The organism is Bradyrhizobium sp. SRL28, from assembly GCF_018596315.1.
GTDB lineage: Bacteria > Pseudomonadota > Alphaproteobacteria > Rhizobiales > Xanthobacteraceae > Bradyrhizobium.
Genome location: NZ_JAHEAG010000004.1, coordinates 235,717 through 257,156, shown reverse-complemented (window position 1 = coordinate 257,156; position 21,440 = coordinate 235,717). Strand labels below are relative to the sequence as shown.

18 protein-coding genes are annotated in these 21,440 nt (G+C 64.3%); 13 read left to right on the top strand and 5 right to left on the bottom strand.

The features are described 5' to 3' along the window. Position 1: 1 nt before the first annotated feature. Positions 2-982: an NAD(P)H-dependent glycerol-3-phosphate dehydrogenase gene (locus KIP88_RS12710; RefSeq protein WP_214488249.1), complete on the top strand. Its 981-nt coding sequence runs from the start codon at positions 2-4 to the stop codon at positions 980-982. A gap of 2 nt (positions 983-984) precedes the next feature. Beyond that, complete coding sequence (locus KIP88_RS12705) at positions 985-1,398, top strand: EVE domain-containing protein (RefSeq protein WP_214488248.1); 414 nt, start codon at positions 985-987, stop codon at positions 1,396-1,398. A 108-nt stretch (positions 1,399-1,506) separates the two neighbouring features. Here the strand turns inward: KIP88_RS12705 and KIP88_RS12700 are convergent, their stop codons facing one another. Further along, positions 1,507-2,664 carry a DNA topoisomerase IB gene (locus tag KIP88_RS12700; protein WP_214488247.1) on the bottom strand — a complete coding sequence of 386 codons (1,158 nt, stop codon included), beginning with the start codon at positions 2,662-2,664 and terminating at the stop codon, positions 1,507-1,509. A 384-nt stretch (positions 2,665-3,048) separates the two neighbouring features. Between KIP88_RS12700 and acs the strand changes: the two genes are divergently transcribed. Beyond that, complete coding sequence (acs, locus tag KIP88_RS12695) at positions 3,049-5,001, top strand: acetate--CoA ligase (RefSeq protein ID WP_214488246.1); 1,953 nt, start codon at positions 3,049-3,051, stop codon at positions 4,999-5,001. 324 nt (positions 5,002-5,325) lie between these two features. Next, positions 5,326-5,838 (top strand): L,D-transpeptidase, encoded by a 513-nt coding sequence (locus tag KIP88_RS12690; protein ID WP_214488245.1) that lies wholly within the window; start codon positions 5,326-5,328, stop codon positions 5,836-5,838. A gap of 46 nt (positions 5,839-5,884) precedes the next feature. Here the strand turns inward: KIP88_RS12690 and KIP88_RS12685 are convergent, their stop codons facing one another. Both KIP88_RS12685 and KIP88_RS12680 read right to left on the bottom strand, forming a co-directional pair. After that, positions 5,885-6,484 (bottom strand): thermonuclease family protein, encoded by a 600-nt coding sequence (locus KIP88_RS12685; RefSeq protein ID WP_214488244.1) that lies wholly within the window; start codon positions 6,482-6,484, stop codon positions 5,885-5,887. Positions 6,485-6,545: 61 nt separating this feature from the next. Next, entirely contained in the window at positions 6,546-6,755 is a 210-nt protein-coding gene (locus tag KIP88_RS12680) for a DUF1674 domain-containing protein (protein WP_214488243.1), read from the bottom strand. Positions 6,756-6,914: 159 nt separating this feature from the next. Here KIP88_RS12680 and KIP88_RS12675 point away from each other — a divergent pair, with 159 nt between their 5' ends. The 3 genes from KIP88_RS12675 to purH all read left to right on the top strand — a co-directional run bounded on the left by KIP88_RS12675 (position 6,915) and on the right by purH (position 11,995). Next, complete coding sequence (locus KIP88_RS12675) at positions 6,915-8,264, top strand: RsmB/NOP family class I SAM-dependent RNA methyltransferase (RefSeq protein WP_214488242.1); 1,350 nt, start codon at positions 6,915-6,917, stop codon at positions 8,262-8,264. Between the two features lie 160 nt (positions 8,265-8,424). After that, on the top strand, positions 8,425-10,140 hold the full coding sequence (locus tag KIP88_RS12670) for a heparinase II/III family protein (protein ID WP_214488241.1): 1,716 nt from the start codon (positions 8,425-8,427) through the stop codon (positions 10,138-10,140). 262 nt (positions 10,141-10,402) lie between these two features. Next, on the top strand, positions 10,403-11,995 hold the full coding sequence (purH, locus tag KIP88_RS12665) for a bifunctional phosphoribosylaminoimidazolecarboxamide formyltransferase/IMP cyclohydrolase (RefSeq protein WP_214488240.1): 1,593 nt from the start codon (positions 10,403-10,405) through the stop codon (positions 11,993-11,995). A gap of 103 nt (positions 11,996-12,098) precedes the next feature. Here the strand turns inward: purH and KIP88_RS12660 are convergent, their stop codons facing one another. Beyond that, entirely contained in the window at positions 12,099-13,490 is a 1,392-nt protein-coding gene (locus KIP88_RS12660; protein WP_214488239.1) for an MFS transporter, read from the bottom strand. 128 nt (positions 13,491-13,618) lie between these two features. On the opposite strand from KIP88_RS12660, the gene ggt reads away from it, so the two are divergent. The 3 genes from ggt to KIP88_RS12645 all read left to right on the top strand — a co-directional run bounded on the left by ggt (position 13,619) and on the right by KIP88_RS12645 (position 17,741). Next, on the top strand, positions 13,619-15,361 hold the full coding sequence (ggt, locus tag KIP88_RS12655) for a gamma-glutamyltransferase (protein WP_214488238.1): 1,743 nt from the start codon (positions 13,619-13,621) through the stop codon (positions 15,359-15,361). Positions 15,362-15,434: 73 nt separating this feature from the next. Next, positions 15,435-16,331, top strand: a complete 897-nt coding sequence (locus KIP88_RS12650; RefSeq protein ID WP_214488237.1) for an NAD(P)-dependent oxidoreductase — start codon at positions 15,435-15,437, stop codon at positions 16,329-16,331. 21 nt (positions 16,332-16,352) lie between these two features. Next, positions 16,353-17,741 (top strand): serine hydrolase, encoded by a 1,389-nt coding sequence (locus tag KIP88_RS12645; protein ID WP_214488236.1) that lies wholly within the window; start codon positions 16,353-16,355, stop codon positions 17,739-17,741. Positions 17,742-17,746: 5 nt separating this feature from the next. On the opposite strand, the gene KIP88_RS12640 is transcribed toward KIP88_RS12645, so the two are convergent. Then, positions 17,747-18,412, bottom strand: coding sequence for a glutathione S-transferase family protein (locus KIP88_RS12640; RefSeq protein ID WP_214488235.1), 666 nt, complete (start codon positions 18,410-18,412; stop codon positions 17,747-17,749). A gap of 148 nt (positions 18,413-18,560) precedes the next feature. Here KIP88_RS12640 and KIP88_RS12635 point away from each other — a divergent pair, with 148 nt between their 5' ends. From KIP88_RS12635 to KIP88_RS12625, 3 genes are all read left to right on the top strand, one after another. Beyond that, the gene (locus tag KIP88_RS12635; protein ID WP_214488234.1) at positions 18,561-19,169 is read left to right on the top strand and encodes a DUF2239 family protein; all 609 of its coding nucleotides are present in this window, start codon (positions 18,561-18,563) and stop codon (positions 19,167-19,169) included. Between the two features lie 85 nt (positions 19,170-19,254). Beyond that, the gene (locus KIP88_RS12630; protein ID WP_214488233.1) at positions 19,255-20,619 is read left to right on the top strand and encodes an MATE family efflux transporter; all 1,365 of its coding nucleotides are present in this window, start codon (positions 19,255-19,257) and stop codon (positions 20,617-20,619) included. A gap of 102 nt (positions 20,620-20,721) precedes the next feature. Beyond that, complete coding sequence (locus KIP88_RS12625; protein WP_214488232.1) at positions 20,722-21,327, top strand: 2-hydroxychromene-2-carboxylate isomerase; 606 nt, start codon at positions 20,722-20,724, stop codon at positions 21,325-21,327. Positions 21,328-21,440: the final 113 nt, after the last annotated feature.

Here is a 21,440-nt window from a genome sequence, read left to right as displayed (position 1 = left end):
CATGGCGTCCTTTAATTCGGTCACGGTGATCGGCGGAGGCGCATACGGCACCGCGCTCGCATGCGCCGCATTGCGCGCCGGCCGCGAAGTCACGCTGTATGCGCGAAACGCTGAAAGCGCCGCGCAGATGATGGCGACGCGAAAGAATCCAAAGCTGCCCGGCGTGAGCCTCGACAGCGGTATCGGCATCACGGCCGAGGTCGCTGCAGCAGCGCGCGCAGACATCATCCTGCTTGCGACGCCCGCGCAAAATCTGCGCGAAGCCGCGACGACGCTTGCGCCGCATCTTGAGCCTGCGACACCGGTCGTCGCCTGTGCCAAGGGCATCGAGCGCGGCACCCATCGGTTCATGACCGAAATCATCGCCGAGACCATACCGGATGCAATCCCTGCGATCCTGTCGGGGCCGAATTTCGCCGACGACGTGGCGCGAGGCCTTCCAACCGCCGTGACGCTAGCCGCGAGGGATGAGCGGCTGGCGAGCGACCTGGTGCAGGCGCTGGGCTCGTCAACCTTCCGGCCCTATCACACCACGGACGTTCGCGGCGTCGAGATCGGCGGCGCGGCCAAGAACGTGCTGGCGATCGCCGCCGGAATCGTCGTCGGCCGGCAACTCGGCGCCTCGGCGCTGGCGGCGCTCACGACGCGCGGCTTCAGCGAACTCGCCCGGCTGGGTCGCGCCTGCGGCGCGCGCAGCGAAACCCTGGTGGGTCTTTCCGGCCTCGGCGACCTGGTCCTGAGCTGCTCAAGCCTGCAATCGCGCAACTTTGCTTTCGGCATCGCGCTCGGCCGCGGCGAAGCGCCGAACCGCGACAAGCTCGCCGAAGGCGAATTCACCGCGCCGGTCCTGATCGAACTGGCCGCTTCGCAGAATGTCGATATGCCGGTATCAACTGCGGTCGCGGCGATCCTGGGCGGCAAGGTGACGATCGACGCGGCGATCGAAGGCCTGCTGACGCGGCCGTTCAAGGCGGAGGAATGACGATGGCGTACTGGCTGGTGAAATCCGAACCCTCGGTCTGGTCGTGGGACCAGCAGGTCGCAAAGGGCGCAAAGGGCGAAGCCTGGACCGGCGTGCGAAATTTCACCGCGCGCCAAAACCTCGTGGCCATGAAAAAGGGCGACAAGGCCTTCTTCTATCATTCCAACGAGGGCAAGGAGATCGTCGGCATCGCCGAGATCATCAAGGAAGCCTATCCGGATCCCTCCGACAAGACCGGCAAATTCGTCTGCGTCGACATCAAGGCGGACAAGCCGTTGAAGACACCGGTGACGATGGCCGCGATCAAAGCCGACAAGAAACTCGCCGACATGGCGCTGGTGAAATATTCGCGGCTGTCGGTTCAGCCGGTGACGGCGGAAGAGTGGAAGATGGTCTGCAAGATGGGCGGGATGTAGCTACGTCATTGTGTAGGGTGGGCAAAGCGAAGCGTGCCCACCATCTATCTACTCGCGGTATCCTGAATGGTGGGCACGCTGCGCTTTGCCCACCCTACGGCTTCGGCGTTAAGCCGCCGCTGCCGTCACCACCTGCGCTAGCAGCGCTTCGCGCTTCGCTTGCGTGCGGTAGCCCTTCATCGTCGCAGCAAAACGCTCGAGGATGCCGTCCTCGAACGCGGTGACGATGGTGTCGTGGACATAGCTCTTGCGGCAGATCGCGGGCGTATTGGATAGCTCATCCGCTGCCGCGCGCACCGCATCCAGCACCTGCTTCTTGCGGCCGCGCTCGCTTGCGGCCGGCGTAATCCGCGAAAGCGATTCCAGCACCACGGCCGACGCCATCAGGGTGCGGAAATCCTTCAGCGAAATCTTGATGCCGGCGATCTCACGCAGGAACGCGTTCACGGTGGTGGTCGAGACCGTGCGAACGGTGCCAGAATTGTCGCGATACTGGAACATGCGCTTGCCCGGCACGGTGCCCAGGATGCCAATAGCGCGCACCAGTTTGGCGGCATCGCATTCCTTGCGCACGGCCTTGCCGCCCTTGGCCTTGAAGGTCAGGACGAAGCAATCGTCTTCCAGCGTGACGTTGGACTTCAACATCGTGGTGGCGCCGCGGGTGCCATTGAGGCGGGCATAGGATTCATTGCCCGGCCGGATCGCGGTGCGGGCGATCAGCTCGATCACGGCCGAGAGCGCGAATTCGCGCGTCGGCTCGTCGCCGGACAGGTACGCCGAGACCTTGCGGCGGATCTTCGGTAGGGCGCCCACCAGCCGCGCCAGGCGATGCGCCTTGCGCTGCTCGCGGACCTTTTCCCAATCGGCGTGATAGCGGTACTGCAGCCTGCCCGCCGCATCGATGCCGACGGCCTGCAGATGCGAACTTGGATCGGCCGAATAGCGCACGTCACGATAGGCCGGCGGCACCGCCATCGAATGCAGGCGGCGGATGGTGCCGGCATGACGGATCTGGGTGCCGTTGGCGCGATGGAATGAATAGCCCTTGCCGCGCTTGACGCGGCGGATGGTCAGCCCGTTCTGGTCGCCGAGCTTGAGGCCGAGTTCCTGGGCCAGGTCTTCGACAGAGGTCTTGGCGACGATGTGTGGCTTAGCCCCGGGCGCTTTCAGCGCCGGCTTGGGCAGTTGCCCGAGCGCTTCAGCCAATGCAACGGCGGGATCGGCGGAAACGGGCCGCGTAGCCTCGAAACTCTGCTGATCCATCATGACCGTTATCGCCTTGCTCCACCTGTCTGCCGGCAATGCCTGTTGTTATAGCTTGGTTCCTGAGAGCCGTCCGGCCCCGGGGAGGCCATTTAGGGGGTAACGGCCGGCTTTGCGAGTCCCGATTCCGTCATTGCCGGTAATAAAATACCTGTCATGGGAGCCATTCGGCGATAACGTTGATTTTTGCCTCGGCCGTATCGTGAAAAAGATCCGAAAAATGACGGCGGTTTGATCGGCGACAAGGCCGGGAACCGGCTGACCGACCAAGGTCGCAGACGTTTGCGCCTTGTCCGGGCATCGTCCCGCGACGCATAATCGTTCCAACAATCAGGACGGCTTGCGGCCATCACAGAGTGCGGCGCCGCAATGAGTGGGAGGGTTAAGATGTCCGAGAAAATTTACGACGTATCCGCCGATTGGGCCAAGCGCGCTCTTATCAACGACGCCAAGTACCGGGAGATGTACGCCCGCTCGGTCAGTGATCCCAATGGCTTCTGGGCCGAGCAGGCCAAGCGCATCGACTGGATGAAGCCCTTCCACAAGGTCGAAAACGTCTCCTACGCCCCCGGCAACATCTCGATCAAATGGTTCGAGGACGGCGTCCTGAACGCCGCCTGGAACTGCATCGACCGCCATCTCGACAAGCGCGGCCACCAGACCGCCATCATCTGGGAGGGCGACGATCCCTCGCAGTCCAAGCACATCACCTACCGCCAGTTGCATGACGAAGTCTGCAAGATGGCCAACATCCTGCGCACAAGGAACGTCAAGAAGGGCGACCGCGTCACGATCTATCTGCCGATGATCCCGGAAGCCGCCTACGCGATGCTGGCCTGCGCGCGGATCGGCGCCATTCATTCGGTGGTGTTCGCCGGCTTCTCGCCGGACAGCCTCGCGCAGCGCATCACCGACTGCCAGTCCAAGGTCATCATCACCGCCGACGAGGGACTGCGCGGCGGCAAGAAGGTGCCGCTGAAGGCCAATGTCGACGCCGCGATTGCGAAAGCTGGGGGTGTCGATTGGGTCGTCGTGGTCAAGCGCACGGGTGCAGCCATCGACATGAATCCGTCGCGCGATTTCTGGTACCACGAAGCCGCCGCGATGGTGACGACGGAATGCCCGGCCGAGCATATGCACGCGGAAGATCCGCTGTTCATCCTCTATACGTCGGGCTCCACCGGCCAGCCCAAGGGCGTGCTGCACACCACGGGCGGCTATCTCGTGTTCGCGTCGATGACGCATCAATACGTGTTCGATTATCACGACGGCGACATCTACTGGTGCACCGCCGACGTCGGCTGGGTCACCGGCCACAGCTACATTCTCTATGGACCGCTGGCGAACGGCGCGACCACGCTGATGTTCGAAGGCGTGCCGAACTATCCGGACAATTCGCGCTTCTGGAACGTCATCGACAAGCACAACGTCAACATCTTCTACACCGCGCCGACCGCGATCCGCGCGCTGATGCAGGCGGGCGACGGCCCTGTGCAGAAAACTTCGCGCAAGAGCCTGCGGCTGCTCGGTTCGGTCGGCGAGCCGATCAATCCGGAAGCGTGGGAGTGGTATCACCGCGTGGTCGGCGACGGCCGTTGCCCGATCGTCGATACCTGGTGGCAGACCGAGACCGGCGGCATCCTGATCACGCCGCTGCCGGGCGCGACCAAGCTTAAGCCCGGCTCGGCGACGCGGCCATTCTTCGGCGTGGTGCCTGAAATCGTCGATGCCGACGGCAAGGTGCTGGAAGGCGAATGCAGCGGCAATCTCTGCATCGCAAAATCCTGGCCGGGGCAGATGCGCACGGTCTATGGCGATCACGCCCGTTTCGAGCAGACCTATTTCTCGACCTACAAGGGCAAGTATTTTACCGGCGACGGCTGCCGCCGGGATGCCGACGGCTATTACTGGATTACCGGCCGTGTCGACGACGTCATCAACGTGTCAGGCCATCGCATGGGCACCGCCGAGGTCGAAAGCTCGCTCGTTGCACATGCAAAAGTGTCGGAAGCGGCCGTGGTCGGCTATCCCCACGACATCAAGGGCCAGGGCATCTATGCCTATGTGACCCTGATGGCCGGCACCGAGCCGAGCGAAGAATTGCGCAAAGAACTGGTGGCCTGGGTGCGCAAGGACATCGGCCCGATCGCTTCTCCCGACCAGATCCAGTTCGCGCCGGGCCTGCCGAAAACCCGCTCCGGCAAGATCATGCGCCGTATCCTGCGCAAGATCGCGGAGGATGAACCGTCCAGCCTCGGCGACACCTCGACCTTGGCCGACCCCGCCGTGGTCGACGATCTCGTGCAGAACCGGCAGAACAAGAAGGGCGCGCCGGCGTAAGGCCGCCGGAGCAGCCTGTCGTCCCGGGACCCCGGGACGAGGCAACTGCCGAATTTGGCGGCAATGCCGTCGCGCTCACGCGCTTGTCAGTGGCGAGCCCGCTCCGGCGGGCTTTTCGCTGCCCAGTGTTGTTTTCAGGTCATTTACTTTATTTCGAACATTTTCTTTGTTCCGCCCAGCGAAACAGTCTCGAAGGCCGGCGTTGAAACCAGCCGGTCAGTTCGCGCGACTAAACTAAAAAAAAGCGTGGACGAGACAGCGGGCCGCCAAGGCCTGAAAGGATATTTGAGGGCCCCGAAAGGGGCGGGCGATTGGGAGCTGGGCATGTTGAAGAGAATTGCGGTGGCGTTGGCCGCCACCATTGGTGTGGGCATCGTTATGTCACCGGCGGCGCAGGCGCGGCCGGAAATAGTCGATATCAGCGGCGACTACGCGCCGGGCACGATCGTGGTGAAGACCCATGAGCGACGGCTCTATCTCATTCTCGATTTCGGCCGTGCCATGCGCTACCCGGTCGGCGTCGGCAAGGCCGGCAAGCAGTGGGCAGGCACCACAAAGATCGACGGCAAGTACCGCAATCCGGCGTGGTCGCCGCCGTACGAAGTCAGGCGCGACAAGCCCGGCATGCCCGACGTCATTCCCGGCGGCTCGCCGCGCAATCCGATGGGCGTCGCCGCGATGACGCTGGCCGGCGGTGAATACGCCATCCACGGCACCAACGTGCCGGGCTCGGTCGGCGGCTTCGTATCCTACGGTTGCATCCGCATGCTCAACGACGACATCTCCGATCTCTATCAACGCGTACCGGTCGGAACGACCGTTACTGTCATGCGCTGATCCACGGATCAGATTGAATGTAGAGCCGCGCGATCGCGCGGCTTTTTCATTTGGGCAACGTTTGGCTTGCGTTCGCACACCATCCGTTGCGATGACCGCCGCCATAGCGACGTGCATGACCTACGGTGACCATCGCCGTCGAAACATTTCCGGTGCGCCGCGTCTCGACATCAGCGACGACGCGGCCGCTATATTTGTCCGGCCCGATGTTGAAGATCCTGACGTCACCTTCGCCGAGCAATCCGCGCAACGCGCCCGTCGCGGCCTCGGCCATCTGCAGCTCCTGCGGACACGACGCCTTTAATTCTGGCGCGTCGATGCCGCGCAGACGCACCCGCATGTTGAGATCGAGGCCCGGCTCCAGGTGAACCCGCGCCTCGAACGTATCGCCATCAATCGTGCGGATGACGTCGACCGCGTGACGCGTGTCCGCACTTCCGGCCCGCTTCCAGATGGTCTCGGCATCGCGCGCCGCCTGACTGTCCGGGGAATGCGACCAGGGCCAGCGCACCCAGTCCCGCACCGGCAGCATCGTCCCCGCTGCCACGCCGAGGACGAATACCCACGGAAGGGCCGCCGAAAACCAGCGGCGCCAAGGACCCCGGCGCGGGGGCCGATATGCATTCATTCTCTCGTATGGGGGCATATTCCCGGACTAAGGGCTGAGTCGGGGCATCCGGCAAGAGCCCATTGCACTCCTTGGGGCCTCAAAAGTCCGACGCGATCCCGTTGTGCTCCCAGTCGCCATATCGGGTCGGTTCCAGACCCTTCGGGCCCTGAAACTCCTTCTGATGCGGCGGGGCGCTGGCCGCCGCGGCCTTGCGGCGGGCTTCCGCCTCGGCCAGCGCGCGCTCGGCGGCGGGCGTCAGCTTCTTGCGTTCCGCGACGGGCGCGGGGGATGAAAAAATGTCGGTCATCGCAATTCTCCCATAGCACAGGGATAGGCGCACAGATGACATCACATTCGCGAAATTGTCTGTGGCGATTCTTACATTTGGCATATTCGCATGCCAAACGGGCTTTCATTCCAATGGCATGGGCCAGAACCTTTCCGCTTTCCGAGACATTGCTGCTTCATGCCACCTTCCAGATTCGCAGTACCTTCAGAAGTGCCCGGCCTCGCCGCGCGACGGATCGCGGCTGATATTCTGGACGGCGTGCTGCACAAGCATCGGACCCTCGACGATCAGCTCGACGGCGCCGGTGCCCATCCCGGACTGAAGACGCTGGCCGATCGCGACCGCGCCCTGATGCGGCGGCTGGTGGCGACGATTCTGCGGCGGCTCGGCACGCTCGGCCATCTGCTGTCGCGCCTGCTCGATCGCGGCATCCCGACGGACGCGCCGCGCGCGCAGAGCGCGCTGTTGATCGGTGCTGCACAGATACTCTGGATGGATGTACCCGATCACGCCGCCGTCGATCTCTCGGTGCGGCTGGTGCAATCGGACCGCCGCGCCGCGAAATATGCCGGCCTCGTCAACGCCGTGCTGCGCCGCTGCGCCCGCGAGGGACAGCCGCTGATCGACGAAGTCAAAGCGCAGAACCTGGACATTCCGCCGTGGCTGCTGGCGCGCTGGATCGGCGCGTATGGCGAGACCACGGCGCGGCAGGTGGCGCTCGCCATCGGCTATGAACCGTCGCTCGACATCACCGTGAAATCAGACGCGGCGCAATGGGCGAGCCGCCTGCACGGTGAAACCTTGCCGACCGGCACCGTGCGCACCTTGCTGCAGGGTTCGGTGACCATGCTGCCCGGCTTCACCGAGGGGCAGTGGTGGGTGCAGGATGCCGCCGCCGCGCTGCCGGCACGATTGTTCGGCGACGTCGGCGGCAAGACCATTGTCGACCTCTGCGCCGCGCCCGGCGGCAAGACCGCGCAATTGGCGCAAGCCGGCGCGCACGTCACCGCAATCGACCGCTCGCCGGCGCGCATGGCGCGGCTGCGCGACAATCTGGCGCGGCTTTCACTTCAGGCCGATGACGTGGTGACCGATGCCGCCGAGTGGCCCGGTCAGGACAATGGAGGCTTTGACGGCGTGCTGGTAGACGCCCCCTGCACTTCCACCGGCACCATAAGGCGTCACCCCGACGTGGCCTGGCTGCGGCAGGAAGCCGATATCGCCGCATTGACGGCCTTGCAAAAGCGATTACTGCAACGGGCGGTCGCGCTGCTCAAGCCAGGTGGAACGCTGGTCTATTGCACCTGTTCGCTGGAGCCGGAAGAGGGCGAGCAGGCGGTCGCATCCCTGCTGGCCACCGAATCGGACGTGCGCCGTGCCCCGATCGAGGCGGGCGAGGTCGCGGGCCTCAGCGAAATCCTGACCGCAAACGGCGACTTACGGACCCTGCCCTGCCATTTGCCCCATACCGACCCCCGGCTCGGCGGGCTGGATGGATTTTACGCCGCACGGCTGGTTAAATCCTGATTTTAAACTGGAATTGCCCGGCATTCGGGTGATTCGCGCCTGTTCAAGATGGTGTCACGGCGGCGTTTCCGGATTAAAAGGATTCGCCACAATACCCCTCCCTCCCTAAGCAAGGCACGGCGTGTCGGTCGCTCAACGCAGACGCATCTCGACGCTTATCATGAGCCGCTCGGCGCGGACCGTGATCGCGCGTGCGACTGGCGCGACGGTGGCGGTGTCACGGCTGTGGCCCGGCCGCGCCGACCGGCTGATCATCGCGCCGCATGATCTGCGCACCGCCGACGCCACCCGCGCCGCCGAGATCTATGCCGGCCGCTTCGTGTTCGCCGGCAAGATCGTGACCTGCCATGGCCGCTCGATCTTCGATCTCGAACCGCCGTCGGAAGATTGGGAAGTCGCCCTGCTCGGCTTCGGCTGGCTGCGGCACCTGCGCGCCGCCGACACCGCGCTGACCCGCGCCAATGCCCGCTCGCTGGTCGACGACTGGATCTCGAATCCGGCGCGCAAGCGACCGCTCGAACGCCGCCCCGACGTGCTGGCGCGGCGCGTGATCTCGCTGCTGTCGCAGGCGCCGCTGGTGCTCGGCGACACCGATGGAAAATTCTATCGCAAATATCTGCGCGGACTGACCCGCGAGATTCGCTATTTGCGCTACGCGATGCTCGACATCGCCGACGGCGTGCCGCGGCTGCAGGTGCTGATCGCGCTTTGCTACGCCTCGCTGTGCCTGGCCAATCAGGCGCGTCACATCCGTTCCGCCACGCGACGGCTTTCCGACGAATTGCAGCGGCAGATCATGCCCGACGGTGGGCACATCTCGCGCAATCCCGGCGCGCTGGTCGAACTGCTCAGCGACCTGCTGCCGCTGCGGCAGACCTTTGCCGCCCGCAACATCGCGCCGCCGCCGGCGCTTTTGAATGCGATCGACCGCATGATGCCGATGCTGCGCTTCTTCCGGCACGGCGACGGCAGCTTCGCGCTGTTCAACGGCATGAGCAACGCGCCCTCGGATCTCGTGGCCACCCTGCTCGCGTATGACGACACCCACGGCGTGCCGATGGCGAACATGCCGCATACCGGCTTCCAGCGCCTCGATGCCGGCACGACGACCGTCATCATGGACACCGGACCCCCGCCGCCACCGAATGTCAGCCAGGAAGCGCATGCCGGCTGCCTCTCGTTCGAATTGTCGTCAGGACCGAGCCGGATCGTCATCAATTGCGGCATGCCCTCGACCGGCCGCGACAATTGGCGCAGCTTTGCGCGCAGCACCGCGGCGCATTCGACCCTGACCTATCACGACACGTCCTCGTGCCAGTTCATCGAACTGTCGGCGATGAAGCGCCTGCTGCAGGGCGCGCCCGTCGTCAGCGGCCCGGCCAATGTGGAAAGCTACCGCGAGGCGGTCGCTGACGGCGATCTCCTGACCACGTCCCATGACGGCTATCTCGGCCGGTTCGGCGTCCAGCATCGCCGGGTGCTGATGATCTCCCAGGACGGCGGCAGGCTCGACGGCGAGGACACCATCTCGCCGGCGCCGGGCGCGCGCATCAAGGGCGCCGAGACCGATTTTGCCCTGCGGTTTCATCTGCATCCCGCGGTGAAGGCAAGCCGCCTCAGCGATGCGCGCGGCGTCATGCTGGTATTGCCCAGCCGCGACGTCTGGACCTTCGAGGCGCTCGACGACAAGGTCGACCTCGAGGACAGCGTGTTTCTGGCCGGCAATGACGGCCCCCGCCGCACCGCCCAGATCGTGATCCGCCAGGATTCCCGCCACGCCTCCTCGGTCCGCTGGAGTTTTGTCCGCTCGTCGACGTCGGCGGCGGGCACGAGCGCCCGGCGCAACGCGCGGCGCGAGCCGGAACTGCCGCTGTAGCGGATCGTCATTGCGAGCGAAGCGAAGCAATCCATCCCTCCGCGGAGGGAAAGATGGATTGCTTCGTCGCTTCGCTCCTCGCAATGACGGGTGCTGCCCTCAGGGTACAAAGATGCCCGGAACTGCCGTTGTGGGCCCTTGCAGCGTCTCGCGTTCGGGAGGGCAGGAAGATTTCCACACAGCCATCAGGCCGGTTTTTGCCCGGTTTCATGACCGGCAAAACCATGCTACCGGGCTGGCTTGCCAGCCTAGGAACCTCCTTATGACCGACCATCCGCGCCGTGTAACCCGCGCCCTGTTGTCCGTTTCCGACAAGACCGGCCTGATCGAATTTGCAAAGGCACTGGCCGGCCATGGCGTCGAGCTGGTCTCGACCGGCGGCACCGCGAAGGCGATCGCCGCGGCCGGGCTACAGGTCAAGGACGTCTCGGAGCTGACGGGTTTTCCCGAAATGATGGACGGCCGGGTCAAGACGCTGCACCCCAAGGTGCATGGCGGCCTGCTCGCGATCCGCGACAACAAGGAACATGCCGATGCCATGAAGGCGCATGGCATCGCGCCGATCGACCTGCTGGTGGTCAACCTCTACCCGTTCGAGGAAACCGTCGACAAAGGCGCGGGCTACGAGGATTGCATCGAAAACATCGACATCGGCGGTCCCGCGATGATCCGCGCAGCCGCGAAGAACCATGACGACGTCGCCGTCGTCGTCGAGGCGCAGGACTATCAGGCCGTGCTCGACGAACTCGCCGCCAACAAGGGTGCAACGACGTTGTCGCTGCGCCGCCGCCTCGCCGCCAAGGCCTATGCGCGCACCGCCGCCTATGACGCCGCGATCTCGAACTGGTTCGCCCTTCAGCTCAAGAACGACGCGCCGGATTTCCGTGCCATGGGCGGCCGGCTGATCCAGTCGCTGCGCTACGGCGAGAACCCGCATCAGACGGCCGCGTTCTATCGCACGCCCGACAAGCGTCCCGGCGTCGCCACCGCGCGGCAGTTGCAGGGCAAGGAACTCTCCTACAACAACATCAACGATACCGATGCGGCCTATGAATGCATCAGCGAGTTCGATCCGAAGCGCACCGCAGCCTGCGTCATCGTCAAGCATGCCAATCCCTGCGGTGTTGCCGAGGGGCCTGACCTCATCACCGCCTATCGCCGGGCGCTGGCTTGCGACTCCACCTCCGCCTTCGGCGGCATCGTGGCGCTCAACCGCACGCTCGACGCAGAGTCGGCCCGCGCCATCACCGAAATCTTCACCGAGGTGATCATCGCACCGGACGCGACCGAAGAAGCGATCGCAATCGTTGGCGCGAGGAAGAATTTGCGGCTGTTGTTGGCCGGTGGACTGCCCGACCCGCGCACCGTGGGCCTGACGGCGAAGACGGTTGCCGGCGGTCTCCTGGTGCAAAGCCGCGACAATGCCGTGATCGACGACATGAAGCTGAAGGTCGCGACCAAGCGCGCGCCGTCGGAAGCCGAGCTGCGCGACCTCAAATTCGCCTTCCGCGTCGCCAAGCACGTCAAGTCGAATACCATCATCTACGCCAAGGACCTCGCCACCGTCGGCATCGGCGCTGGCCAGATGAGCCGGGTCGATTCCGCACGCATCGCGGCCCGCAAGGCGCTGGATGCGGCAGCCGAACTGAAGTTGGCCGAACCGCTGACCAAGGGCTCGGTCGTTGCATCAGACGCTTTCTTTCCGTTCGCCGACGGCATGCTGGCCTGCATCGAAGCCGGCGCCACCGCTGTGATTCAACCCGGCGGCTCCATGCGCGACGAGGAAGTGATCAAGGCCGCAGACGAGCATGGCATCGCCATGGTGTTCACCGGCGTCCGGCATTTCAGACATTGAGCCGCGAAGACAAGCAGTACGCGTAGCCCGGATGGAGCGCAGCGCAATCCGGGAATGTCATCCGCGGACACCGGGCCCCGGATTTCGCTGCGCTCCATCCGGGCTACGAGTTCTCCCTCACCTGCGTCAGCAGCGCCAGGCCGGCGACGAAAAACACCACCAGCAGCGCCATGCCGGCCTTCTGGCTCGCGGTGACCGCCGTGATCGTGCCGATCAGAAGCGGGCCGATGAACGACGTCACCTTTCCGGTCAGCGCGAACAATCCAAAGTACTGCGCGATGCGATCCTTCGGCGCGAGACGGATCAGCAGCGAGCGCGATGCCGCTTGCAGCGGACCGCCGGCGGCGCCGATCAGGCAACCCAGCACGAGATAGGCGCGCTCGGCAGCGCCGGAGAACAGCGGTCCACCCGGCACCGGCGGCGCGACCTTGACGAACAGGATCGAATCCTTGTCGACCAGCAAAATCGCGCCGAGCGCAAGCAGCAGGATCAGCAGGCTGCCGGCGATGACGCGCTTGGGGCCGAACTTGTCGTCGAGCCTGCCGCCGAGCCACGCGCCAAAAGTGCCGGCGATGGCCAGCAGGATTCCGAACGTGCCGATCTGGATCGTATGCCAGCCGAAAGTGCCCGCGGCGTAGATGCCTCCGAACGCAAACAGCGACACCAGCCCGTCGGTATAGATCATGTTGGCGAGCAGGAATGTCGCCAGCGATTTCTGCTTCGGCAATTCGCCGAGGGTTCGCTTCAGCCCGCTCAATCCTTCGCGGATCGCCTCGCGGATCGGGCGCTTTGCCGGATAGTCCGGTGTCAGCAGAAACATCGGCAACACGAAGATGATGAACCAGATGCCGGTCAAAGGACCGGTGATGCGATCGCCCTGATGCGTGACCGGATCGAGACCGAGCAGCGGCGCCAGGCCGAAAAGCGTACGCCCGGTGTCGGGGTTAGCGGCCAGAAAGCCGAGCACCAGGATGAGACTGAGAATGCCGCCGATATAGCCGGTGGCCCATCCGGTGCCGGACAATCGCCCGATTCGATCCGGCGGCACCAGGGTCGGCATCATCGCGTTGTTGAAGACGGTGGCGAATTCGACGCCGACGCTCGCAATCGCATAGGCGAGCAACAGCGGCAGGATGACGCTGGGATCGTCAGGCTTTCCGAACCACATCAGGCAGGCGCCGATCACCAGCAGCGAGCCGAAGCCGGCGATCCACGGCTTGCGGCGGCCGCTGGCGTCCGCAATCGCGCCCAGCACCGGCGACAGCAGCGCGATCGTCAGGCCGGCGGCCGCGGTGGCAAATCCCCACAGCGCCTGCCCCTGCGCCGGGTCCGGCGCGACGAAGCCCGCGAAGTAGGGCGCAAATACAAAAGTGGTAATCAACGTGAAATAGGGCTGCGCGGCCCAATCGAAGAAGATCCAGCTGATGACGGCGGCGCGGCGCGGATATTCCCGCGATATCTCGGCGCCGGCTGCCTCGGAAGCGATCACCGTCATGTGAGGAATTTCCTTCAAAAGCGTCGCGAGGCGTTTTGCCCGTTGAATACGAACCCATATAGCATGCGTCACCGGCGCTTGGGGCTGTTGCCAAGCGTCACACAGGCTCCAACTGCGGCGGATTTTCGATGGCGGTCTTTTCAATCCGGTGGCGCCGAGTAGCTGCCACATTCGTACTTGCGTTTGCCTGCGCGACGACGGCTTTTGCGCAGGAACGGCGCTTCTACTCGCCGCCCGATCTCACCACCGTTCGCGCCGTTGCGGCCGAGCATGGCTTGGTGGTGGCGCAGGAAAGGCTCGCCGCGCAGGTCGGCGCCGACATCCTCAGGCAGGGCGGCAACGCGGTCGATGCCGCGGTCGCCACCGGCTTTGCGCTTGCCGTCACCTATCCGCGCGCCGGAAACATCGGCGGCGGCGGCTTCATGGTGATTCATTCGGCCGCGCGCAATGAAGATGTCGCCATCGATTATCGCGAGACCGCACCGGGTGCGATCACGCGCGATATTTTTCTGGGGCCGGACGGCAAACCCGATAGCGACAAGTCGCGCAATTCCGCGCTTGGTATCGGCGTGCCCGGCACGGTTGCCGGGCTGACGCTGGCGCTCGAGAAATACGGCTCGGGCCGTTTCACGCTCGCGCAGATCCTCAAACCTTCAATCGAACTGGCGCGCGACGGTTTCGTGGTCGCTGACGACATGGCCGACACGCTGTCGGACATGTACCGACGGATGGCGCGCTGGCCGAATTCGGCGAAGGCGCTGTCCCGCAGCGACGGTACGCCATTAAAAGAAGGCGACCGGCTGATCCAGGCCGATCTCGCGGCAACATTGTCTGACATTGCCGATCAGGGACCGCGCGGATTTTATGAGGGACCGGTCGCCGAACGGCTGGCAAAGGCCGTCAGCGATGCCGGCGGCATCATGACGGTGGACGATCTCAAATCCTATTCTGCGGTGATCCGCAGCCCGGTGCGCGGCAATTACCGCGGCTACGACATCGTGTCGATGCCGCTACCCTCGTCCGGCGGCACGGTGCTGCTGCAATCGCTGAACATTCTCGAAGGATTCGCGATGGCCGACATGAAGCAGGGCTCCGCGGCTTCGCTGCACCTCATGATCGAAGCCATGAAGCGCGCCTACGCCGATCGCGCGCGCTATCTCGGCGATCCCGCCTTCGTCAACGCGCCCGTCAATGTGCTGATCACCAAGGATTATGCGGCCCGGCAACGCGCCGGCATCGACCTTGCGCGCGCAACGCCGGCGGCCGATGTGGTGGCGGTGAGCCCGCGCGAGGGCAGCAACACCACGCATTATTCGGTCGTCGACGCCAGCGGCAACGCCGTCAGCAACACCTACACGCTGAATTTTCCCTATGGTGTCGGACTGGTCGCCGAGGGCACCGGCGTGCTGCTCAATAATGAGCTCGACGATTTTACCGCGGCACCCGGCGCATCGAACGCCTTTGGCCTGGTCGGGTTCGAGGCCAATCTGCCCGGCCCGGGAAAGCGGCCATTATCGTCGATGTCGCCGACCATCGTGCTGAAGGACGGCAAGCCGGTGCTGGTCACGGGCTCGCCGGGTGGCAGCCGCATCATTTCGGCGGTGCTGCAGGTTGTGATCGACGTGCTGGATTACAAGATGGATGTCGCCGCCGCCGTCGCGGCCCCGCGGGTCCATCACCAATGGATGCCCGATGAAGTGCGGGTGGAACGCGGATTTTCCGACGAGGTATTGGCCGAGCTGAGGGTGAAAGGTCACAAGGTGATCGAGCCGGTGGGCCAGACCTCGGTCAATTCGATCGCCGTCACGCCGAACGGCCTGCTCGGCGCCCCCGATCCGCGCACACGAGGAGCAGCAGCGGCGGGGCAGTGAAGCGATGACGGCCGACCGTGATTTGCCTATAGATCACAGCCAACGACCTGAATTGAAACCGGGAGCGAGCCCAATGACATCTCTCAAAGGCAAGACGCTGTTCATCTCGGGTGCCAGCCGCGGCATCGGCCTGGCCATCGCGTTACGTGCCGCGCGTGACGGCGCCAATGTCGCGATTGCGGCGAAGACCGCGGAGCCGCATCCGAAACTCAAGGGCACCATCTACACTGCGGCGGAGGAAATTCGCGCCGCCGGCGGCAAGGCGCTGCCGGTGCTGTGCGACATCCGCGACGAGGCGCAGGTAGTCGCGGCAATCGAGCAGACCGTCGCCGAATTCGGCGGAATCGATATCTGCGTCAACAATGCCAGCGCCATCAGCCTGACCAATTCGCAAGGAACCGACATGAAGCGGTTCGACCTGATGATGGGTATCAACACCCGCGGCACCTTCATGGTGTCGAAATATTGCATCCCGCATCTGAAGAAGGCAGCCAACCCGCATATATTGATGCTGTCGCCGCCGCTCGACATGAAGCAAAAATGGTTCGAGCATTCCACCGCCTACACGATGGCGAAGTTCGGCATGAGCATGTGCGTGCTGGGGCTATCAGGTGAATTGAAATCCGCGGGCGTGGCGGTCAACGCGCTGTGGCCGCGCACCACCATCGCCACCGCCGCGGTCGGCAACCTGCTCGGCGGCGAGGCCATGATGCGCGCCAGCCGCACGCCCGAGATCATGGGCGATGCCGCCCACGCGATCCTGACCCGACCGTCGCGCGAGTTCACCGGGCAGTTCTGCATCGACGACAAGGTGCTGTACGCCTCTGGCGTCAGGGATTTCGAGCACTACCGTGTCGATCGCTCGGTGCCGTTGATGTCGGATTTCTTCGTCCCCGACGACGACGTGCCGCCGCCCGGTGTCACCGTGCAGGCGCTGCCCTCGGTGGGTGCGGCGCAGACGTCGCGTTAGAGGCTTTCCGTCGCGGAGCCTATGAACTTGCGAAAATGGGTCACTATCACCGTCGCGATCTGCGTCGCCGCACTGGCAGGAGCGAGTGTCTACTTCCGACCTGAGCGCGCCATGCGCGTTGCTACCGGTTACGTGGCCCATAACATCTGCTCGAAGACGTTCGTCTCGGGTCTCGATCCGCAAGCCGTGTTCGCGGAGGTTTCCGACCGCGCCGGAGTTCGACGGCTGCGCCATATGCTCCGCTTCACCCTCGACCGCTCCGCTCGCACCGTCGATGTCTCGACGCTCGGACTATTTCGCAGCCGTGCGGCCTTTCACGACGGGCTCGGCTGCGTCGATCTGCACGGACCGAACGCGCCCTATCTCCTGAAGAGCGATGTCGAAGCGCTGAAGGCGAAGACGCCGCCGCTGCTTCCTGAGATTGCCGGCCCGGCTGTGGTCGAGCCATCAGATCCGGCACTGAAGGCGGCGCTCGATCACGCCTTCGAGGAGCCCGCAATGCCGCCGTTCCGCAGGACCAAGGCGGTGGTCGTGGTTCACGACGGCAAGGTCATCGCCGAGCGCTATGCGGCCGGCATCGGCGTCGACACGCCGCTGCTCGGCTTCTCCATGACCAAGTCCGTGGTCAATGCGCTGATCGGCATCCTCACCCAGCAGGGCCTTGTCACGCCCTCGATGCCCGCACCGATCCCGGAATGGCGCCGCGCTGGCGATCCGCGGCGCGAGATCGAGATCGAGCATCTCATGCGCATGACCAGCGGCCTCGACCTGGACGAAACCAATTCCGGCTTTGATCCATCCAGCCGCATGTTCCTGCAGGACGATACGGCTGCCTACGCGGTCAATACGAAGATGATCGCACCGCTGGGCACGCGATGGCATTATTCGAGCCCGACCACGCAGATCCTGGCGCGCATCGTCCGCGATGCCGTCGGCGGCCCGGAGCAGACGCTGGCGTTCGCGTGGCGTGAGTTGTTCAACCCGCTCGGCATGCGCAGCGTCACGCTGGAGTTCGACGGCGCGGGCACGCTGCAGGGCTCGACCTATATGCTCGCAAGCGCGCGCGACTGGGCGAAATTCGGCCTGCTCTACCTCAATGACGGCGTAGTCGGAGGAAAGCGCATCCTGCACGAGGACTGGGTGGACTTCTGCGCCGCCGCAACGCTCGACACCGATTACGCCGCCGGCTTCTGGACCAACCGCAGCGAGCACCCCAACGCCAGGGGCCGCGTGCGGCTCGGCATTCCCCGCGACGCGTTCTTTGCGTCCGGCGACCTCGGCCAGCGCATCGTGATCATGCCGTCACAGCGCCTCGTCGTGGTCCGGCTCGGTGACAGCGTCGATCCGACCGGCGACATAAGAGGGCTTGCCCGGCTGGTGAAGGAAGTAATCGCGGCGGTGCAGCCGTGAAGCCGTCACCGCCCGATCACATACGGCCCGCCCTTTTCCAGTGCGCGCGCATAGGCCGGCCGGGCGTGAATGCGTTCGAGAAACGCCATCGCTTTGGGATGACCCAGTTCCAGCCCGCCACGTGCCGCGGCGGCTTCCAGCGGAAAGCTCATCTGGATGTCAGCGCCGGAGAATTCATTGCCGGCGAACCATTCGCTTTTTGCCAGTTCGCCTTCCCAGTAATCCATGTGCTGCTTGAGCTGCGGGTTGACCAGCGTGGTCAGCGCCGTGTTGGAGACCTTGCGCACCAGCGGCCGCAGCAAGGCCGGCGCGCGCTTCGGCATCAGCGTGAACAACAGCTTCAAGAGCAGCGGCGACATCGCCGAGCCCTCGGCATAGTGCAGCCAATAGGTGTAGCGCAGCCGCTCCTGCGTATTCGGCGGCGGGATCAGGCGGCCATTGCCATAGGTGCCGATGATGTATTCGCAGATCGCGCCGGACTCCGCGATGGTGTTGCCATTGTCGGTAATGACGGGCGATTTGCCGAGCGGGTGAATGGCGCGCAGCTCTTTCGGGGCGCGCATGTCCGGCTGGCGTTGATAGCGGACGATCTCATAGGGCACGCCGAGCTCTTCGAGCAGCCAAAGCACGCGCTGCGAACGGGAATTGTTGAGATGATGAACTGTGAGCATGGCGTTCCCTTCAATTGGCCGCCGTTGGTGCCAGCCAGGGAACGGAAAGTCGAGACGGCCTAAAGAACTGCAATATTTACCCGGATGATATTGACAAGCCAATTTACCCGGGTAAATATAGGCTGTCCAAAATCCAGAGTTATCTCCAATGGTTGACAATACCCGTCCCCAATTCACGGCCTTCATGGGCCCGCAACGCCTGGCGACAGGCCCACTCGCCGAGGTCGCGATTGCGGTCATGCAAGCTTCCCGCAGGCTCGCCGCGCCGCCGATCATCATATTCGCTGACGCCACCGGCCAGCCGATCGATCTCGATCTTCGCGGCACCGAACGCGAAATCATTGCGCGCTTGCCGCAACCCGCCCCGCTGCCGGATGTCGAAACCGACGAGACGGCGTCAGCGGAGCCGCGTGGCCGCGGGCGGCCCAAGCTCGGCGTTGTCGCGCGCGAGGTGACGCTGCTACCGCGCCATTGGGAATGGCTTGGGGCGCAGCCCGGAGGGGCATCAGTTGCGCTGCGCAAGCTCGTGGAAGAAGCGCGCCGCGCCAATGGCGATGCGGATCGCGCCCGCGCGGCAAGGGATGCCGCCTATCGCTTCATGTCCGTGATGGCCGGCAATCTCACAGGCTTCGAGGAAGCGTCGCGGGCGTTGTTCGCCGATGACCGGCGGCGATTCGTCGGTCTCATCGCCGGCTGGCCCGACGATATCCGCGACCACGTCGTCAAGCTCGCCTTCAGCGACCGCGCCGAGCCATAGGCGCGGGTCGCACCGCTAGCCGAACGTCCAAAAGCCTCTCATCCGCCACCGCTCCGGTGCGCGGCAATGATCCGTCACGCCTTCAATGGGAATAAACACCGTGTCGAACACCCCCGCACTCTGGAAGACATTCCTCATCTTCCTTGCGCCCCTGATGCTGAGCAACGCACTGCAATCCCTGTTCGGCACCGTGAGCAACGCGCTGCTCGGCCAGATGATCGGGGTCGACGCGCTGGCGGCCGTCTCGGTATTTTTCCCCGTGATGTTTTTCCTGTTCGCCTTCGTCATGGGCCTGAGCACCGGCGCAACCGTCCTGATCGGACAGGCATGGGGCGCGGGCGAACGTGACAAGGTGAAGGCCGTCGCCGGCGCGACGCTGGCGGTCGGCGTCCTCCTCGCCATCACCGTTGCGCTATTCGGCGGCCTGTTCAGCCGGCAATTGATGATCGCACTCGCGACGCCGCCGGACATCCTCGACCCGGCCAGTGCTTATGCGCGCGTCATGCTGCTGACGCTGCCGCTCGGCTTCGTCTTCCTGCTGGTGACCGCGATGCTGCGGGGCGTCGGCGACACGCTGACGCCCCTGATGGCGCTGGCCTTGTCGACCGCGATCGGCTTGATCCTGACGCCACTCCTCATCCGCGGCGGGTTCGGACTTCCCGCCACCGGCGTGACGGGCCCGGCGTGGGCGTCGGCAATTTCCAACGCGCTGACGCTGTTCGCGCTCAGTCTATATCTGCGTCACAAGAAGAGCCCGCTGGCGCCGGACGCCGAATTTCTGCGCGGGCTCCGGCTGGATGGCGCGCTGCTCGGGAAAATCCTGGGCATCGGTATCCCGAGCGCGGTCGGGATGGTGGTGATGGCGATCGCCGAGCTGGTGCTGCTCGGCCTCGTCAACGGCTTCGGTTCTGATGCCACCGCAGCCTATGGCGCCGTCAACCAGATCATGGGCTATGCGCAGTTCACTGCGATATCGATTTCGATCTCAGTTTCGATCCTGGGCGCACAGGCGATCGGCGGCGGCCATGCCGGCCAGCTGGATGCCATCGTCCGGATCGGCCTGCTCCTCAATCTCATCCTGACCGGCGGCCTGGTGGCGTTGATCTGTCTGTTTCCGCGCGCCGTGCTGGGCATCTTCATTACCGACGCAGCCGTGCTCGAACTCGCGAAAGGACTGCTCATCATCGCCTTGTGGAGCTCGGTGCCGTTCGGCATGGCGACCGTGTTCTCAGGCGCGATGCGCGCAGGCGGCGTGGCCTTGGCTCCCATGCTGCTGTCGATCTTCGCCATCGTCGCCATCGAGATACCTTCTGCCGTGATCCTGAGCCGGACCATCGGGTTGGAAGGGGTCTGGGCCGCCTATCCGATCGTGTTCAGCGCCATGTTCGTCCTGCAACTCGGCTATTACACGCTGGTCTGGCGTCGCCGCCCGCTTCGGCGGATGGTGTGACGTCGGGCAAGTCGCGCATTCCCACGATATTACGATCGTCATAATACCGTGGACGCGCCGCCTGCCTTGGGCCACAATGCGACAAACATCGGGGAGACGGCCGTGAGTTCAAATCCGCAATTCCTGTTCGATTTCGGCAGCCCCAACGCCTTCCTCAGCCACGAAGCTATACCGGCGATCGAAAGGCGCACCGGCGTGAAGTTCGAATATGTGCCGATCCTGCTCGGCGGCATCTTCAAGGCCACCAACAACAAGTCGCCCGCCGAAACGCTCGCCGGCATCAAGAACAAGCGCGAATTCCACGCGCTGGAGACAGAGCGCTTCCTGAAGCGCTTTGCAGTCAAGCCGTATGTCTGGAATCCATTTTTTCCGGTCAACACGCTGAACCTGATGCGTGCGGCGGTGGCGGCCCAGATCGAAGGCGTGTTCGAGAAATATGTCGAGGCAGCCTTCCACCACATGTGGGTCGAGCCGAAGAAAATGGATGACCCCGAAGTCGCGGCCAAGGCGCTGGCCTCGTCCGGCCTCGATGTCGCGAAGCTGCTGGCGCGTTCGCAGGACGCTGACGTAAAGGCCAGGCTGATCGAGAATACGCAAAACGCCGTCGAACGCGGCGCGTTCGGCTCTCCGACGTTCTTCGTCGGCAAGGAAATGTTTTTCGGCAAGGAGCAGCTTCGCGAAGTCGAGGAAATGGTCTCGGGGAAATAGCGACCGGGTTCGACTGTTCGGCGAGAAGTGGTAAAGAAGCGAATGGTGAATAACGAGTATTGAGTGGCGGGGATGATGCGCGGACTCTCTATTCGCCATCCCCTACCCGCCAT

Coding starts and splice junctions, on each gene's coding strand:
- KIP88_RS12710 (WP_214488249.1), top strand. CDS start 2: ATGGCGTCCTTTAATTCGGTCACGGTGATCGGCGGAGGCGCATACGGC.
- KIP88_RS12705 (WP_214488248.1), top strand. CDS start 985: ATGGCGTACTGGCTGGTGAAATCCGAACCCTCGGTCTGGTCGTGGGAC.
- KIP88_RS12700 (WP_214488247.1), bottom strand. CDS start 2,664: ATGATGGATCAGCAGAGTTTCGAGGCTACGCGGCCCGTTTCCGCCGAT.
- acs (WP_214488246.1), top strand. CDS start 3,049: ATGTCCGAGAAAATTTACGACGTATCCGCCGATTGGGCCAAGCGCGCT.
- KIP88_RS12690 (WP_214488245.1), top strand. CDS start 5,326: ATGTTGAAGAGAATTGCGGTGGCGTTGGCCGCCACCATTGGTGTGGGC.
- KIP88_RS12685 (WP_214488244.1), bottom strand. CDS start 6,484: ATGCCCCCATACGAGAGAATGAATGCATATCGGCCCCCGCGCCGGGGT.
- KIP88_RS12680 (WP_214488243.1), bottom strand. CDS start 6,755: ATGACCGACATTTTTTCATCCCCCGCGCCCGTCGCGGAACGCAAGAAG.
- KIP88_RS12675 (WP_214488242.1), top strand. CDS start 6,915: ATGCCACCTTCCAGATTCGCAGTACCTTCAGAAGTGCCCGGCCTCGCC.
- KIP88_RS12670 (WP_214488241.1), top strand. CDS start 8,425: ATGAGCCGCTCGGCGCGGACCGTGATCGCGCGTGCGACTGGCGCGACG.
- purH (WP_214488240.1), top strand. CDS start 10,403: ATGACCGACCATCCGCGCCGTGTAACCCGCGCCCTGTTGTCCGTTTCC.
- KIP88_RS12660 (WP_214488239.1), bottom strand. CDS start 13,490: ATGACGGTGATCGCTTCCGAGGCAGCCGGCGCCGAGATATCGCGGGAA.
- ggt (WP_214488238.1), top strand. CDS start 13,619: ATGGCGGTCTTTTCAATCCGGTGGCGCCGAGTAGCTGCCACATTCGTA.
- KIP88_RS12650 (WP_214488237.1), top strand. CDS start 15,435: ATGACATCTCTCAAAGGCAAGACGCTGTTCATCTCGGGTGCCAGCCGC.
- KIP88_RS12645 (WP_214488236.1), top strand. CDS start 16,353: ATGAACTTGCGAAAATGGGTCACTATCACCGTCGCGATCTGCGTCGCC.
- KIP88_RS12640 (WP_214488235.1), bottom strand. CDS start 18,412: ATGCTCACAGTTCATCATCTCAACAATTCCCGTTCGCAGCGCGTGCTT.
- KIP88_RS12635 (WP_214488234.1), top strand. CDS start 18,561: ATGGTTGACAATACCCGTCCCCAATTCACGGCCTTCATGGGCCCGCAA.
- KIP88_RS12630 (WP_214488233.1), top strand. CDS start 19,255: ATGGGAATAAACACCGTGTCGAACACCCCCGCACTCTGGAAGACATTC.